The sequence below is a fragment of the Acetivibrio sp. MSJd-27 genome, from assembly GCF_018918095.1.
Taxonomy (GTDB): Bacteria; Bacillota; Clostridia; order UMGS1840; family HGM11507; genus HGM11507.
Genome location: NZ_JAHLPV010000013.1, coordinates 49430 through 66124, shown reverse-complemented (window position 1 = coordinate 66124; position 16695 = coordinate 49430). Strand labels below are relative to the sequence as shown.

General features: G+C 43.0%; 13 protein-coding genes. 9 read left to right on the top strand and 4 right to left on the bottom strand.

What is annotated here, in order from left to right; genetic code table 11:
- The coding region (locus tag KQI32_RS06550; RefSeq protein WP_216423449.1) for a transposase at positions 1-269 on the bottom strand (269 nt) is incomplete at its 3' end.
- Between the two features lie 467 nt (positions 270-736).
- Here KQI32_RS06550 and KQI32_RS06545 point away from each other — a divergent pair.
- Entirely contained in the window at positions 737-2929 is a 2193-nt protein-coding gene (locus KQI32_RS06545) for an SH3 domain-containing protein (RefSeq protein ID WP_216424384.1), read from the top strand.
- Between the two features lie 154 nt (positions 2930-3083).
- On the opposite strand, the gene KQI32_RS06540 is transcribed toward KQI32_RS06545, so the two are convergent.
- Positions 3084-4247, bottom strand: a complete 1164-nt coding sequence (locus tag KQI32_RS06540; RefSeq protein WP_216424383.1) for a hypothetical protein — start codon at positions 4245-4247, stop codon at positions 3084-3086.
- A 38-nt stretch (positions 4248-4285) separates the two neighbouring features.
- On the bottom strand, positions 4286-4822 hold the full coding sequence (locus KQI32_RS06535) for a helix-turn-helix transcriptional regulator (protein ID WP_216424382.1): 537 nt from the start codon (positions 4820-4822) through the stop codon (positions 4286-4288).
- Between the two features lie 240 nt (positions 4823-5062).
- On the opposite strand from KQI32_RS06535, the gene KQI32_RS06530 reads away from it, so the two are divergent.
- Complete coding sequence (locus KQI32_RS06530; RefSeq protein ID WP_216424381.1) at positions 5063-6949, top strand: leucine-rich repeat protein; 1887 nt, start codon at positions 5063-5065, stop codon at positions 6947-6949.
- Between the two features lie 201 nt (positions 6950-7150).
- Positions 7151-10030 carry a leucine-rich repeat protein gene (locus KQI32_RS06525; RefSeq protein ID WP_216424380.1) on the top strand — a complete coding sequence of 960 codons (2880 nt, stop codon included), beginning with the start codon at positions 7151-7153 and terminating at the stop codon, positions 10028-10030.
- Here KQI32_RS06525 and dapA read toward each other — a convergent pair.
- The gene (gene dapA / locus KQI32_RS06520; protein WP_216424379.1) at positions 9944-10543 is read right to left on the bottom strand and encodes a 4-hydroxy-tetrahydrodipicolinate synthase; all 600 of its coding nucleotides are present in this window, start codon (positions 10541-10543) and stop codon (positions 9944-9946) included. The two genes, KQI32_RS06525 and dapA, sit on opposite strands and share 87 nt — an antisense overlap.
- Positions 10544-10969: 426 nt before the next feature.
- Here dapA and KQI32_RS06515 point away from each other — a divergent pair, with 426 nt between their 5' ends.
- The 6 genes from KQI32_RS06515 (at position 10970) to KQI32_RS06490 (ending at position 16681) form a co-directional block, all read left to right on the top strand.
- Positions 10970-11518, top strand: coding sequence for a hypothetical protein (locus KQI32_RS06515; protein WP_177690378.1), 549 nt, complete (start codon positions 10970-10972; stop codon positions 11516-11518).
- 22 nt (positions 11519-11540) lie between these two features.
- Positions 11541-11948, top strand: a complete 408-nt coding sequence (locus KQI32_RS06510) for a hypothetical protein (RefSeq protein WP_177690380.1) — start codon at positions 11541-11543, stop codon at positions 11946-11948.
- Between the two features lie 141 nt (positions 11949-12089).
- Complete coding sequence (locus tag KQI32_RS06505; RefSeq protein ID WP_216424378.1) at positions 12090-13052, top strand: DMT family transporter; 963 nt, start codon at positions 12090-12092, stop codon at positions 13050-13052.
- Positions 13053-13054: 2 nt separating this feature from the next.
- Positions 13055-13477, top strand: a complete 423-nt coding sequence (locus tag KQI32_RS06500) for a PaaI family thioesterase (protein ID WP_177690384.1) — start codon at positions 13055-13057, stop codon at positions 13475-13477.
- A 179-nt stretch (positions 13478-13656) separates the two neighbouring features.
- On the top strand, positions 13657-14352 hold the full coding sequence (locus KQI32_RS06495; RefSeq protein WP_308167042.1) for an ABC transporter ATP-binding protein: 696 nt from the start codon (positions 13657-13659) through the stop codon (positions 14350-14352).
- 322 nt (positions 14353-14674) lie between these two features.
- On the top strand, positions 14675-16681 hold the full coding sequence (locus tag KQI32_RS06490; protein WP_216424377.1) for a DHH family phosphoesterase: 2007 nt from the start codon (positions 14675-14677) through the stop codon (positions 16679-16681).
- Positions 16682-16695: the final 14 nt, after the last annotated feature.

Genomic DNA, 16695 nt, shown 5'->3' with positions numbered 1-16695 from the left:
TATGCGATGTTCATGCCAATCTCCTGCATGGTACGGCGCAGCGAGGGGATGCCGTACAGGTGCTGGATGAACACAATTTTGAACAATACCACCGGGTCAATGCTGGGACGGCCGTTGTCGCGGCTGTAAAGCGCATCCACCAAGTCGTACAGATGCGTAAAATCCACCGCGCTGTCAATCTGCCGCAGCAGATGCTCCGATGGAACCAGCTCCTCCAAACATAGGATTTCTACTACATTTCTGCGCAATTCCTGCTCTTTTGCTAGCACACGCCGTCCCTCCCCAGTCTTTTCTTATCTTTATTTTACCACACATACGCAAAAAAGCCCAGTGTATACTGGACTTTTTCGACAGGCTGATAGGAGCTGTCGCAAAATGCGGCAGCTCCTTTGCAATCTCAAACCAACGGATCATCTTATCTCGGACAATTTATTTTCCTCATGTTTTTTCGCTGTTGCTACTCTACCATGGATTTCATAATGTTGTGATACAATTGACGGTAATATTTTCTTGCGAAAATCTTCGTTGTTCCACCTTGACAAGGGAAGTTTGGAGCAACACGTTTTATTTTTAAAAAAGTGTCACCCATCATTGACAATTCAACACATTCATAAAATATCTATTCTCCAAATTCTTGATTATCCGAATGATTTATGATATAATTTTATACAAAATAAGCAAAAGTATTATGGTATTTTTTGGGAAAATAAAAATTTTAAGAAATGAGGGATTTACTATGTTGAAAAAATTTTTAACCGCACTGCTTTGCACATTCATATTATTGTGCGGCACCGTGTCGGCTGCTGATTTTAAAGTGGGTGACACCGCCTATGTGATCTACAACGGCACAGTCAACGTTACCAAAAATCCAACATACAGTGGTTCTATTGCTGTAGTCGGTAAGGGTACCAAAGTGACGATTTTGGAGCCTTATGTAATCGGAGAGGATAACAGAAAATTTCATAAAATCCAGCTTTCAGACGGCACAGTCGGATATGTCCTTGCTTATACAACAGCTCGGGAAACAACACCGATACTTGAAGCCGGCGAGACTGCCGAAAAAGAATTAAACAAACAATGGGCAACCTCCGACACTGACAAATATCAGCACGCGATAGAGATGACATTTCTTTCCGATTACATATACGGCGGAAGTAAAACAACCGAGGGCAAGGAAAGGAATTTTTACGCAAAGGTACCGACCGAATGGGTAAGACACGACCGCCCCGCGTCATTGCCTCTTGTGGGTATGGCTATCGTACATATTGGCGATGAGGGAAAAATCGGTTCGGTAAAGGCCTCGTTCTATCCCGGCAATCCGCCGATTAATTATCATTCCAAAAGACTTGATGAACTCAAAGCAATAGGGTATGCCCCCCCGTTTGCTGAATATAGCAGAACAGAAGCAAACGCAAACACAGCGTTTTATGCTACAACAACAAGTGAATTTGAAGTTGTTGCCTATAACGAAAAATGGGTTGCAGTATGGAGCGAAGGCGGTGTTGACGAATCACGCGGTACAATCAGACAGTGCGGTGAGAAAGACGGTACTGCTTTTACAAGCTGGAAACCGGCCGTATATTTCCTTCCGAGACAAAATTGTTACATTTTAGATATTAACAATCAGGTATCAACGCCTCCGAAAATTGAGGCGGTAGGCAAGGCAACCCGTCTTTTACTGGTTAAGACCACTCCCGATGATAAAGATTATGTAAAATCGGGCGTTATCAAAATCAATCAGTCGATTCAGATTGTAGACAGTACTCCGCAGAACGGTCATTACAAGATTTACTATAAAAAAGGTCTTTATTATGTTGACGCAAAGTATGTGAATATGCAGCTTGCAAACACCGAAAAACCGACAACTCAGTACAAAGCAATAGCGGCTGTCGACTGTGATATTTCTGACGGTTCTTCGGTTGCCGGTTCGGTTAAAAAAGGTGCGGCACTCGATGTTATCGAGATGAACTATGACGGGGCAAACTCAAAAATCTGGTTTAACTCAAAGGTATGCTACATTCCGACAAGCAATCTCGATGATCTAACCAAAACCCTGTCCGCTGCGGACACGGCAGCGCTCGGAGCACCTATCGGCGTTCTGTCCGTAGATACGGCCTGGGGCGAATGGGGTGCACTGACCTATTCTGCCGAGGGGCTTGCAAAACTGAAAGATTACCGTTACGGATATATTAACGTTGATGAGAATAAGATGTCGGAGTACAGTAAGTGGGTTCTTTCAAACAATGGTGAAATCAATAAAATACAAGACAAAGAATGGGTAAATGTATATGGTATTGAAGAAATTTCGTTTGACCGAGATGCGGATATGAGGGATATTCCCGGAATAGATTCTTCCGACATAGAACCTTGGATTATAACAGGAAAAATCTACACTATTTTCTATAACGGAGAGATTCGCTATCTGGTTCACGAGGATGATATGCAAGATACATTTACCTATTATCCCGGAAACGGATTCAGCAAAACCTCTGTTGCCAAAACGCAGACTGTTTGCCTGGACAGCCGAAAATATAATACAGTCGCATATAACATTGACGACAATAACTATTTCAAGCTCAGGGATATTGCACAAATCTTAAGCGGAACCATTAAAACCTTTGATATTAAGTATGATGAAGCAACAAATTCAATCGATATGTTGAGCTTTTATGATTACACATCGGTCGGCGGCGAATTAACATCGGGAGACGGAGCTACAAGGACAGCCCTTTCGTCATCGGCATTTTTAACGCTCGATGGCGTGCCGATTAAAGCGACCTGTTATAATATTGACGGAAACAATTACTTTAAGCTTCGTGATATAACAGATGCATTGGATTGCCGGGTTGAGTGGGATAACAATACTCACATGATTTGGGTCATTCCTGCCAGAACCGCATATGATGACCCTGATGAGATAGTAGGCTGATACCGATAATACGATAAGGAAAATGAACGGTAAATAAAAAGGCAAGGAATCATTGAGCAAACAGACGGCTGAAAACACCGCAAAATCAGCAAATTTTAAGGCGGCTTGGGGCATAGGGCAATACCCTAACCCCAAACCGCCCCGAAAATAACCTCTATTTGCTCAATTCAAAAACAGGAAATTCCAAATTTTCTATTGCTTCCCGAAGTATCGGATGGCGCACGACAAAATGAATTGTCGGCGCCTTATTTTTTGAAATCATGACATATTCATTTTCGTGCGTTGTGATTTGTATATTTGTAAAGGCATTTTCTCTTGTTTGCACGGCTGAGTAATTTTTATTTTCTTTTGCAAACTCTTTTGTAAGTTCCAGATGCTCGGTATATTCCTCAAACGTATATTCATAATTGGTATCGCAGAACATAAGGGATAAAGAGAGCGACAGCGGATGCTTTCTGAAATCATTTTCGTCCGGATAAGGTATTTCATCCGAAATAGGGTTATTTTTGAGAATTTCGAGCGTTTGTTCTCTGCGCATGGCGGCATATTCAAGTATCTTTTGTTTTCCATTGGCAGACACATTGCGTTTATCCAGAAATTCGGTTAAAAACTCAGTTGTCGCTGTATATATCGGAAGTGTGGAAAGAATGTTTCTTCGGTTTCCGCCTGTATGTGAATTGGCAAGCAGAAACGCTGAAAGCTCCGATGCTTTATCTTCACGGTATATATCCATAAGAGAATGTGCCTTTTTCAATATACAAGCGCTTCTTTCCTGATAATACGAAAGCTCCTCCTTGTTTTTCGTAAGATAATATTTGCCTTTCGTATGAAAACCGGAAATGCATTCGCCGGACAATGCCGCCGCACCGGATACATACAGAAAATGACAAAAAATCTGATTATATGTGCCTTTTAAGTAATACGGCGAAATCTGTCCTGTCATATAAAGAGGTATCCAACACTCGAGTCCTAACATCAGTTCGTGAAACGGACGGTTGAGATTGTGAATCATATTGATATGCAGTCCCTTTTTCAGTATTGCCGCAAGCCCGAACATATATTTTTTTGAAAAGTCCATATCTGCTACCATATCGTCCATTTGCATATCGCTGCACATAAAAACGCTGTGTTTTGATTTTGAAAGAGCAGTGGCTTTCAGAAAATCAAGCTCGCCGTTTTTCATTTCATCAACGCCATAGTAACTTTTTGAAACCGGAATCTGAAACGGAAGTGACGGAACCTTTAATTCGTCAAAGCGGATTGCTTTTATGTATTCGTTTAAGTTAAACGAATCAAGCGTGTCCAAAAACTTTTTCATGGGATTTTCCGGTTTTTTGTCAGCTTACTGTCGGTAAGTCAATTTGTAAGTTCCGATAGATAGGCGTTCCGTGTTTTAATTTGATCCGGCTTAATATTCATCATTTCCGCAATCATCTTTTTGTCATTGCCTGAGTCGCAGCGCCCGGGAAAATACCCGGCAACATCAAAAGCAAATTTTTGCGGAACAGCTGGTCTGCGCTTGCCGCTTTTGATCCTCGACATATATGATGAATCGTACTTAAGGCTTTTTGACATATCGGCAAGGTTAACGGAAAAGACAGAACATAACATATTAAATTTTGTCTGCAAAGAGTCATAATCAAAAGGTGTAATCTCTGCAAGGCTGTTCAGCTCCTGCAACACGGTTTTATATGACATATCAATGCCTTTTTGGGCAGCAATTGCACAGATTCCGCGGCATAGCTTTTTCATATCCTCGGAATTTGTCTTGGGCGTTCTTGCACCGGATTTGTACCGGCTTACAGTTGCTTCGGATATTCCGGATTGTTCTGCAAATTCTTTGCCGGAGCAACCCAGCATATCCATATATTCACTTAGTTTATCGCAAAACATTTTCTCACTTCCTTACATTCTTTTTTTTATTATACCACAACAACGAAGGCGGCGAAATGTCACCATAATATATTATACCATATTTCTATAAAAAATAAATAGAAAGCAAAAAAATTTCCGAGTGTGGCAATGCCAATTAAGGAAATAGCATTTGCTTAAAACAATAAATATAGTATAATAAATAAAAGTACAGTGGGATTGTTGTATGCAATATAATGAATGAAAGAAAGGCTGATATCTATGTACTTGAAAAAAACGATTTGTACTGCGCTCAGCGCGGCAATGCTCTTTACTGCATCGTTTGCACTGACGGCAAGCGCCTGGAGCATTTACGACACCGACTACGGTGATGAGTACTATGAAGGGAGCAAAACCGCCGTTACCGACGATATGGAACAAATGCGGGAAAAAGACGACCCGAACGATGTGACATCGCTGCTTTACACCGTCAGAGATGACGGCTCGGCGATGATTACGGGATATTCCGGCAAGTTTTTCAGTGAAGAGTTGAAACTGGAATTTAATATTCCTTCCGAAATAAAAGGTCATACCGTTACGGCAATTGCAGATGGGGCGCTTCGTGACGGCTTTGCAAAAATTGTGGGCATAACACTGCCAAGCACGATTAAGGAAATCGGAGTCAAAGCAATTGACTGCCGCTACTTAAAATATCTGAATTTAAACGATGGTCTTGAGGTGATAAAGAATTATGCACTCAACTGCGGAGATGAGCTTGAAACCCTCGTAATTCCCGAAAGCGTAAAGTACATAGGAAGTGAGACAATCAGCGGCGAAGCCTTAAAAAACATTACAATGCCGCAACATCTTGAATATATGGGCAAGAGAATATTTTACGGCACGGCGTATGACCAAGACACAAATAACCGAGTGGACGGAATTCAGTATCACGGACAATACTTAATCGCAGGAATCCGAATCGGCTATGCCGTAATAGATAATCCCGACCCGTCCGCACCGACCGAGAATAAACAGATTCATGAATGGGAAGCCGTCGGCGATATCGAAATCCGCGAGGGAACAACTCTTATGGGGGTAGACGCTTTCGGTATGTCAGACATTACCTCGGTTCAATTCCCGTCAACATTAAAATCTATTTCAAAACTCGGATTTTACTGGTGCAAAAATCTGAATAATGTTGTCATTCCCGGCACGGTTAAGGAAATCGGCGATAATGCCTTTTCATGGTGCGAAAGCCTTTCCAATCTCACAATCGAAGAAGGCGTCGAGCATATCGGCAAGGCGGCGTTTTTCCGATGCAACAACCTAAACGAGGTTACGATTCCGAGAAGCGTAACGCAGATTGATATGCACGCTTTCGGCTGGGATTATGTGGACGATTATGATGTAAGGAATGAAAATTTGGTCATCAAATGCTATAGCGGCACGGCGGCCGAGCAGTATGCAAAAGACAACGGTTTTAAGTGCATTTTGATCGATACGGGCGAAACAATAGAAAAAGGCGAATCCACCGCTGCTGCGGATGGCAGATTTACCTGTGAGGAAAAGGGAAACAGCTGCGCGGTGAAAAGATTCAAGGATATACGGAGTGCAGACGGCGATCCGAATCACAGCGGAATTGAGTTCTGCCTTGATAACGGTATTATGACGGGAACCGGTGCAGACACGTTCTCCCCCGATGATACGATTACGAGAGCGCAGTTTGCAACAATGTTTTACCGTCTTGCGGGAAGTCCTGATTCGGGTGAAAGCTCAAAGTTTACGGATTTGACAGAGGACTGGTACAAAAAGCCTGTCGCATGGGCGGCGGCAAACGGAATTTTAAACGGCACCGCGGATACAACCTTTTCGCCGGACGATACCGTCACAAGAGAGCAGATTGCGGCTGTATTCTATCGCTATGCCGAGGGCAAGGGGCTTGATATGTCGGTTGATGAAAGTTGGATTGAGGCGCTTCAAACGTATAATGACTATCCGAAAATAGCAGACTATGCAAAAAAAACTGTTGAATGGTGCTATGAACACCACATTATGTTTATATACTCACTTGACGGTTATGAATATGCAATCTATCCGAAGGCTGCACCGACAAGAGCCGAAACGGCGACGATGTTTTCAAATCTTGCGTATGAGCTGAATTCAAACTAAAGGAGAATGAAAACTGAAAGAAAGGCGGAATTTATTATGATTAAAATGAAACAAATATGGGCGTCGGTCATTGTGTTTTGTATGCTGTTTGCATTGCTGCCGATGGCAGCCTTTGCCGATGACACCGGAACATGCGGCGAAAATCTGACATGATCATACGATTCCTCAGCAAAAACGCTCACGATAAGCGGAACAGGCGAAATGACCAATTATGAAGAGGCAGGCTCAGTTCCACCGTGGGTAAAAAGCAGCAGCATCAAAAACAATCTTGAAAATGTGGTTATAGAAGCCGGTGTTGAATCAATAGGCAATTATGCATTTTACGGCTGCAGCGGCTTAACAAGCATAACAATCCCGGACGGCGTGCCAAGCATCGGCAATAAAGCCTTCTATGGCTGCGAAAGCCTGACAAGCGTTACCATCCCGAACAGTGTAATAAGCATTGGCGAACAAGCGTTTAGAGAATGCACAAACTTAAATAAGGTTTATTATATCGGAAGTGAAGCAGAATGGGCAGCAATAGAAAAAGGAGAAAAATATTCAATAGATGAAAGTATTATTACGTACGGTAAAGCCGAGGACACAGCAAGCGGAGCTTGCGGCACAAACTTAACATGGACATATGATTCATCAACAAAAACGCTTACAATAAGCGGCACGGGAGCAATGGACAATTATTTCGATACTCCCGGTTCGAGTGTGGTCGGTACCGGTAAGGTTGCGCCTTGGAGAGAAAATGAGGAAATCAACAGCAGCCTTGAAAAGGTTGTTGTTAAAAACGGTGTGACAACAATAGGTACATATGCTTTTTACGAATGGCCGAAGCTGAAAGAGGTTGTACTTCCCGACAGCGTAAAAGAGATATACAGCGATGCCTTTTCCGGCTGTAGATCGCTTCAAACAATCAATATTGATAAAGTGACGGACCTCTCGTGGGATGTTTTCAGGAATTGCACAAGCTTAAACGATATTACTTTGGCAGACGGAATTGAATATCTTCCATGCAATACATTCGTAAATTGCAGCAGTCTTACCAAAATAAATATCCCGGCATCACTCATTGACCTTGACGTGGATGAGGAGTTGTTTTACGGCTGCACGGCGCTTACAGAAATTGACGTTGCTGCGGAGAACACCGAATATTCATTTTTGGACGGGGTGCTTTTTAACAAAGACAAAACCGTACTATACAAATTCCCGGCAAGTAAATCGCTTGTTGGATATACCATACCCGAAAGCGTGACCGAGGTGAGCGGTAGCGCATTTTACGAATGCAGCAAAAATGCTGAATATACAAACGGCCTGCTGATTGTCGGAAAATGGATTGTTGACGCAAAAAGCGACGATATTCCGAACGATTACGTGATTAATGTTGCAGACAGCGTTACTCATATTGCAAACAGCGTATTTGCAGGCTGTAAAAATCTGAAAAACATCACCGTACCGAAACATATTACTTCAATCGGAAGTGGAGCGTTCTGGGGCCGAAAACTTGAAAGCATTTCGGTGAGTGCCGAAAACAAAAATTATTCATCTTTGGACGAGGTGTTGTATGATAAGGGAAAGACCAATTTAATTACATATCCGGTCAATAAAGCCGATAGTGATTTTACTGCACCGGCAACCGTAAAAACTGTTAGTGAATATGCGTTTGGCGGCAATCAAAACCTTAGAACCGTGAATTTGTCGGGTGTTGAAGAAATCGGCGACAGTGCGTTTGCAAATATGGATATTACAGAGGTAACATTTTTGTCCTCGCTTAAAAAGATCGGCACCTGGGCATTTTCCTGGTGTACAGAGCTTAAAAAAGCAGATTTGCCAGAAGGCGTTGAATATATCGGAAACAGTTCGTTCAACAACTGTGAGGCACTGGAGAATATCAAAATTCCCGAAAGCGTAACCTTTGTAGGCGATTATGCATTTTATTATACTTCTATTTGTGACATAAAAACCAAAAAAGATGTTTATTATCACGACAATTGGCTTTTATATACAAGGTATGACGCAGATTTATCCGAAAACTTTGAGGTTCAGGAAGGCACTGTGGGAATTTGCGAAGGTGCGTTTAGTTATCATGATGAAATCACTTCTGTGAAATTGCCGTTAAGTATAAAATATATAAATGACAGAGCGTTTGCCAAAGTCGACGGCTTGACAGATATTTATTACGGCGGAAGCAGAGCAGCTTGGGCAAACGTAGTAATTGGCAACGACAATGAAGAATTAAAAAAAGCAACGCTGTACTTTACGGAGCCTCCTGAAAAATCGGCGCTTTCGGTAACAGGTACATACGTCTATACAGGAAGTGAGCAGACTGCGCAGGTTAAGGGCTTTGATTCGCAGACGATGACAATTTCCGGAAATGTTCAAACAAATGCCGGCAAATACGAAATCACAGTTGCTCCGAAAACTGCCTGGAGTGACGGCTCAACCGATGCGGCCAAGATAAGCTGGACAATCGACAAGGCGAAGCCGACAGGTAAGCCGAGTGTCGCATTGATTAAAGAATCCGGAAAAACGCTTGCAGACGCACTTCTTTCACTGGAGGCCGCAAGCCTCAGCGTAAACGGAACTGTAATGTGGGTGGCTGACGACGGCGAAACCCCCCTTGATACGACAACCGTTGTTGAGGCGAACAAATATTACAAATGGCTCTTTACCCCGGCCGATAAGGATAATTACGAAACATTAACGGGTACGATTAAGCTCTACTCAAAATCGACAGGCGGCGGAACGACACGCTATACCGTAACCTTTGAAACAAACGGCGGAAGTAAGCTGGTAAGCCAGAGCGTTACAAGAAATACGGCAATGAAAGAGCCGACCGCACCGACAAAAGAAGGGTTTGATTTTGCAGGCTGGTATACTGATAAGGAACTCAAAACAAAGTATGATTTTTCCGGAAAGGTAACAAAGAGTTTTACGCTTTATGCCGGTTGGACAGAAAAAGATAATTCGGAAAATCAGCTCATACTCAAAATCGGCGAAAAATCCTCAAAGGTTTTCGGAAAGACAAAGACGAACGATGTTGCACCGAAAATAGTAAACGACCGCACAATGCGGAAGTTTTTTCATTTGTAAAAAATTTCCGCTTACCTCTTTAACCGCAACGATGTTTGATATAGCGGATAGCTTCTGATACGTTTCAGGAAGAATATTAACGCCTGTTCTTGTGGGAACATTATACAGTATAACCAGAAGGTTAGTGGATTCCGCACATGCTTTAAAGTGCAGATATAACCCATTTTGCGACGCTTTATTGTAATACGGAGTGACGTGAAGCAGGGCGTCGGCACCGCACGCTTCGGCGGCTTTGGATAACTCCACTGCATGCCGGGTGTTATTGCTTCCGACGCCTGCGATAACGGGAATTGCCCCTTTGACCTTTTCCACACAGAATTTTATGATTGCGATATGTTCTTTATCGCTGAGCGTTGCGGATTCGCCGGTTGTGCCGGCTGCGACAATAGCGTCTGTTCCGTTTGAAAGCTGAAAATCAATGATTCTATCCAATGTGTCATAATTTACTTCATAATCTTTCCCCATTGGCGTTACAAGCGCTGCAGCAGATCCTTTAAAAACAATAGGTTTCATAACATGATTTCCTTTCAAGATAATGTGGTGGATACGTTTTTATGAAAAGATTATAGCATGGCTCACACTAAGATGGTAAAAGGATTCGATGAAATATATTAAAATGATATAAAATTCAATTAATTTATATTTAAGCTGGAAAGTGTTCGGTATATCAGCCTGACAAAAGAGATCTTATTCAGATCCAATTCTGGGAATGCCTGGAGAAAGAGAAAGGAAAGCGGTTCTGAAGGTGAGAAATCTATTTTTCTGCCAGATAAAAATGGCCAAGTTGTATCAAACAGCGGTTTTCATGCATACCATTATAGTACACAGACAGGAATACAATTACAACATCCCGGTTTTATCGATTGCATTTCTATAGATTTGCTCCTTCCTTTACATACAGTATAATTTATATTGTATGTAAAGGAAGGAGCAAAATTTATGGATAAAATTAATTTAGGAAAATTATCGCTGGGAAATCAATTTTCTGAAATGAATGCGCAGTCCCAATCGGAAGCAGAAACATCATTCGTCCCAAAAAGTTCAAAAGAATCCTTTTGCAAGTCTTCTCCCTGTTCCAGAAATGAGATTGCCTTTACGTCTTGTGAAGATGCAAAGACAGTTGAGTTAAGCAGACCGATAGAAAATCAGGGAAGAATTCTGGACCTAACCGTTACGCTGCGCAATATATGTCCTGGCAAACGGGTTGCGTTAAGTGTCCAGCTCTATGAACTGGATTGTTTTCAGAGAGAATACCATCGGGGGCTGAAGATAATGACGGTTCCAGCTCATCACAACATGGGATGCACCAATGTTAGAGTGGCGCCGATTCGTTTTATCATGCCGGAGGATATCAGTGTAAGCATGCCGCAGGATGGGTGTAGATCCGGAAGGCGGTTTAAAGTTCGTGTTGACGCCCACTATATTGATATCAATTTAGGGGCCGGTGCAGTTTTGCTGAATGCGGACAACGCAGGCTTTGGCGAATAATATAATAAAAGGAGAGTTTTATATGTGTCATGATAAAAATTATGATGTTCTGTGTTTGCTCATAAGTATTTTAGCGGGGATCGGATTTGCAATTATTGCATTTATAAATTTTATCACATCATTTTTGATAGCACCATGGATTGCCATTGGTCTTGCCGGTTTTTCACTTTTGGTGCTCACGATAGTAGGCTCCAGCCTGCTAAGGCAGGATCCTTCGATTGACAAATGTGTTCGCCAATGCGGGAAACGCTTGCTTGTAGCAGCGCTTGCCCTTTTTGCCGGCAGTGTCATCAGTATTCTTTTTGCCCTTACAAATCTTTTGATTCTGGTTGTGCTTGTATTTTTAGTTACCACTTTTTTTGTGTATACCGTCATCAGCCTATACAGCTTTTTGACATGTGTGCTCAAAGATCAAAATTGTCAGAAGTAGGATTTTTCTTTCCAAAAGCGTCCTGCCTGTTACGGCGGGACACTTTTTTATGGCTGGATATTGTGCATCTTTCACATTGATTTTGCGAATTTGATTTGTTATAATGAATCACACAAAATGAAGAAACGGAGATGCTGTTGGTTGAAAAAGGGGTATTTGTACATTCTGATTGCGACCATACTGTTCAGCAGTATGGAGATTGCTTTAAAAACACTGGCGGGGGCATTTCATCCTATCCAGATGACATTGACGCGCTTTCTGGTCGGCGGAATCGTTCTTCTGCCTTTTGCGCTGCGTGCTCTGGCAAGAAAACAAATTTCACTGGATAAAAAGAGCTTGGGCTATTTTGCTTTGCTTGGATTGATGGGGGTTGTTGTCAGCATGTCCTTTTATCAGCTGGCCGTGGAGCGGGTAAAGGCGTCTGTGGTTGCGGTGCTGTTCAGTTCCAACCCGGTTTTTGTTCTGTTTTTTGCCTATTTTATTCTGCGGGAAGCTATCACAAAAAGGCATATTGCCGCCCTCATTTTAGAGATTGCGGGTATTATCGCCATCATCAATCCCTTTCAGATGGAGATTGACGGAGCAGGATTGCTGTTTACGGTTTTGGCCACTGTTACCTTTGCATTGTACGGCGTGCTTGGTAAAAAGAAATGCCGTCAGTTCGGAGGAGTTGTTGTAACCTGTTTTAGCTTTTTATTTGGCAGCTTGGAAATGCTTTTGCTGGCTGTTTTGACCAAGATTGGTCCGATAGCCGATTTTATAACGGCTCATGGAATGGAGACGTTTGCGGACATACCTTTGCTGGCTGGCTATACGCCGGACAATATCCTGACGGTTTTATACATAGCTGTGGGAGTTACGGGAATCGGATACGCAGCTTATTTTCTGGCAATGGAAGCGGCCTCTGCCAATACGGCCTCCCTAGTGTTTTTCTTTAAGCCAGCCCTTGCTCCGGTGCTCGCGCTTGTCATTTTGGGTGAGGCGATTCCTCTGCATATGTTTCTGGGGATTCTTCTGATTCTATCGGGCTCACTTACGACGATTCTGCCGGATCTGCTGGAGCAGAAAAGACAAAAACCCCCCATACGGACCGAGGAGATATAAGTATGGACTATCAGAAATTTATCAATTACATCAATGAGAAGAATGCGTTCGGTTATTCCAATGGAATTGTATTAAAAAAATGTGGTCCGGGCTTTGCGGAAGCAGAGCTTCTTCCGTCCGGCACCTCAAACAGCAATATTGGGTTCCCCCATATCCACGGAGGTCTTCTGTTTACCATGGCGGATTCGGTTGCGGGGACAGCCGCCATGACCAGCGGGCATATCTGCGTCACTTTAAACAGCAGCATCTCCTACATCAAATCGGCGACAAGAGGGCTTCCCCTAAAGGCGGTTGCCAAGAAGATACATCAAGGCCGAAGCACAGGTGTCTATGATGTGGAGATAACAGAGGATGGTCTTCCAATTGCAAGGGGAACGGTAACAATGTTCATGCTGGAACAGAGAGTGGAAGATACAATGAAATAATTTCCATGTATTTTTCAATTGAATTGATTTAAGATAATAGTGTAGAGTTCGCTAGGTGTAAATAGAGCTTTCAAAACGGTTCATCCGTGAGAATATATGATATGAAGTTGGAAAACAGCATGTGATATAGAGAGCTCGTTTTATATTTAACGGGCTCTCTTTTTTTCGGAACAGATACAATGAAAGCCGGAAGGCAGACAGGAGAGAAAAATATGATCACGGTCAATCATATTACAAAGACATATCAGCTGAAGAACAGGGAACTTTTGATTTTAAAAGATATTAACCTGGAGATCCCAAATCAGTCCTTTGCGGGTATCATCGGTGATTCGGGAAGCGGGAAATCCACTCTTTTGAGTATCATGGCCGGCCTGGAGAAGCCTACAGACGGTGAAGTGCTGGTGAATGGCAAAAATCTGTTTCAAATGAAAGACAGGGAGATCTCACGGTTTCGGAATCAAAGCATCGGCTTTGTATTTCAGTCGTTTCATTTGCTGGATAATTTGACGGCACTGGAGAATGTGATGCTTCCCATGCAATACGGAAATGTGCCGCCGAAACAGAGAGTGGAATCCGCCAGGGAGGCGCTCGGACAGGTGGGACTGTCCGACCGGATGAACCATAGGCCGCAGGAACTTTCCGGAGGACAAAAGCAAAGAGTTAGCATCGCCCGCGCTATCGTCAATGATTCCAGACTGATCATTGCGGACGAACCAACTGGAAATTTGGATTCCAAGTCGGGCGAGACGGTGATGAATTTGTTTCAAAACCTGCACAGGCAGGGGTACACCATTATCATGGTAACGCATAATATGGAGCATCAAAGACTGTTTACCCAGGCGATTCGGATGCGAGACGGAGAGATCGTGGGATAGGAGTTTCCGATAAGAAGGCTTGCATTGCGAAAGGATTCTCATTTCTGAGGTTTTATTTGACTGGAAGAATCCGTTGTGGTATAATTTAATATAACCTTGTCAGCAATGTTTCCTGTTTCTGTAAGCGGTTGAAGCGAATTTATGAGCAGCGGAGGAAAGCAGCCCTCGTTTCGCAGGATTGAAACGTTTGCAGAATGCTTTTGCAAAGCATTTTGTTTTGTTTCATAAGGAGCATTGCCCCGCTATGCAACGATTCGGCGGGAGACCTCTTGCTTTTCGGTATAAACTTAAAATCAGTGCCCTTTTTAAAGGAGTAACCAAAATGAAGCATAACCTGTTGGGGAAAATCACAGGGATGATCAATTCAAAACTGATGATTGTATATTTCCTCATTGTCATATTCGCCTTGTTAATGTTTATATATAATCCCGTTCTTGGGATTATACAGCTGGGAATTATTATTCTTGTCATCCTGTGTCAGACGGTTTTTACCAGTGAGAAGAATCGGAAGCTGTCTGACTTTATTGAAGATGTGTATCTTTCCAGCGATTCCATCACAAAGAATTTTATTGTGAACAGCAATTTCCCTTTGGTCATTCTGACAGAAAAGAATCAGATGATCTGGGGAAACGATAAATTTTGTGACATTCTGGGAAAGCGGATTATCTCCACCGAAAAGATCACTGACGTTGTGCCTGATTTTCCTAAGCTGACCTATGAAAAGGGACGGAAGGAACTGAATTTCACCTGCCGGTTAAACGATCGGGAGTACAACGTGGTTGGTTCGGTAGAAAATTTTCAGGAGGAAAAATCAAAAAAATGGGCTCTGCTTTATTGGGTGGACATCACACAGTATGCGCAGCTGGAGGAAAAGTATGAAAACGAACGGCTGGCATATGCCTCCATCGTCATAGATAACTACGAGGAGAGCATCTCCGGTTTAATCGGAAGCGATATCGCACAGCTGACCGCAAAGATAGATAATTTGATTTTCCAGTGGGCAAAAAACATATCCGGTTACATCAAGAAACTGGAAAAGGATCGCTATATCCTGCTGATCCAGGAAAAATACTTAAAAGAATATAAGAAGAACAACCGCTTTGAAATTTTGGAGAGCGTAAAAAATATTGATATGGATTTGAGCATTCCGGTTACATTGAGTATTGGAATCGGTGTATCCGATGAAAATCCGATGACGGCGGATGAGTATTCAAAGGCGGCACTGGACATGTGCCTGGGCCGTGGCGGAGACCAGGTTGTCATTAAGGATAAGGATGGATTTTCCTATTATGGGGGAAACACCAAGGAGACGGAAAAGCGCACCAAGGTTCGTGCGCGGGTGATTTCCTTTGCGTTCAGGGAACTGATCGAGAGCAAAAAAAATGTGATCGTCATTGGACATAAAAATCCCGATCCGGATTTGCTGGGAGCTGCGCTGGGAATTTACCGTGCTGTCAGGACCCTGAACAAGAATTGTTACATTGCGCTGGACACCATCAATCCTTCTATTCACAATATGAAGGAACGTATCGACAGCGACGACGAGTACAACGATACGTTTATCTCGAAATATCAGGCGGAGATGATGATGAATTCCGATGCGGTTCTCGTGATTCTGGATACCCACAAGAAAAGTGTGGTGTCTTTCCCGGAACTGGTGGATATGGCGGAGAGTATTGTTTTGATTGACCACCACCGCAAAAGTGCAGACTTTATCACCAATACAGTGCTTTGTTATCATGAGCCCTATGCATCTTCTACTTCCGAGTTAATCATTGAGATGCTGCAATACATTGATGACAAGGTAAAACTGACCAAGGTAGAATGCGATTCCCTGTATGCAGGGATACTGGTTGATACCAAGAATTTTGCTTTTAAAACCGGTGTGCGAACCTTTGAGGCCGCCTCCTTTTTAAGGAGGGCAGGGTTGGATCCTATCGCCGCAAAGGAAATGGTGAAATGTGATCTGGATACCTATTTAATCCGTTCCAGCATGGTGCGGAATGCAAAGATTTACCGGGATCAGATTGCCATCAGCGCTTCCTCAGGCAGTGAGCTGGAAGATCTCACTATTATCGCCCAGGCGGCGGATGATCTGATAAATATCAAGGGCATCACCACGACATTTGTTCTCTACCATTATAATCATATTACGAAAATAAGCGCCCGTTCTGTGGGAGATGTCAATGTCCAGGTGATTATGGAGCAGTTGGGGGGCGGAGGGCATCAGCTTGCCGCTGGAACCGAAGTTTCCGGAAAAACGCTGGAGGAGGTTACCGCGGAACTGGAAAAGGCGATTGATCACTATCTTGAAAACAACAACACATAGAACGGAGAGATATC

What these genes read in the sequence shown, in the direction of transcription:
- KQI32_RS06525 (WP_216424380.1), top strand. Translation starts at nt 7,151, where the DNA reads ATGACCAATTATGAAGAGGCAGGCTCAGTTCCACCGTGGGTAAAAAGC.
- KQI32_RS06510 (WP_177690380.1), top strand. Translation starts at nt 11,541, where the DNA reads ATGTGTCATGATAAAAATTATGATGTTCTGTGTTTGCTCATAAGTATT.
- KQI32_RS06545 (WP_216424384.1), top strand. Translation starts at nt 737, where the DNA reads ATGTTGAAAAAATTTTTAACCGCACTGCTTTGCACATTCATATTATTG.
- KQI32_RS06515 (WP_177690378.1), top strand. Translation starts at nt 10,970, where the DNA reads ATGGATAAAATTAATTTAGGAAAATTATCGCTGGGAAATCAATTTTCT.
- KQI32_RS06530 (WP_216424381.1), top strand. Translation starts at nt 5,063, where the DNA reads ATGTACTTGAAAAAAACGATTTGTACTGCGCTCAGCGCGGCAATGCTC.
- KQI32_RS06535 (WP_216424382.1), bottom strand. Translation starts at nt 4,822, where the DNA reads ATGTTTTGCGATAAACTAAGTGAATATATGGATATGCTGGGTTGCTCC.
- KQI32_RS06495 (WP_308167042.1), top strand. Translation starts at nt 13,657, where the DNA reads ATGAAAGCCGGAAGGCAGACAGGAGAGAAAAATATGATCACGGTCAAT.
- KQI32_RS06490 (WP_216424377.1), top strand. Translation starts at nt 14,675, where the DNA reads ATGAAGCATAACCTGTTGGGGAAAATCACAGGGATGATCAATTCAAAA.
- KQI32_RS06540 (WP_216424383.1), bottom strand. Translation starts at nt 4,247, where the DNA reads ATGAAAAAGTTTTTGGACACGCTTGATTCGTTTAACTTAAACGAATAC.
- dapA (WP_216424379.1), bottom strand. Translation starts at nt 10,543, where the DNA reads ATGAAACCTATTGTTTTTAAAGGATCTGCTGCAGCGCTTGTAACGCCA.
- KQI32_RS06500 (WP_177690384.1), top strand. Translation starts at nt 13,055, where the DNA reads ATGGACTATCAGAAATTTATCAATTACATCAATGAGAAGAATGCGTTC.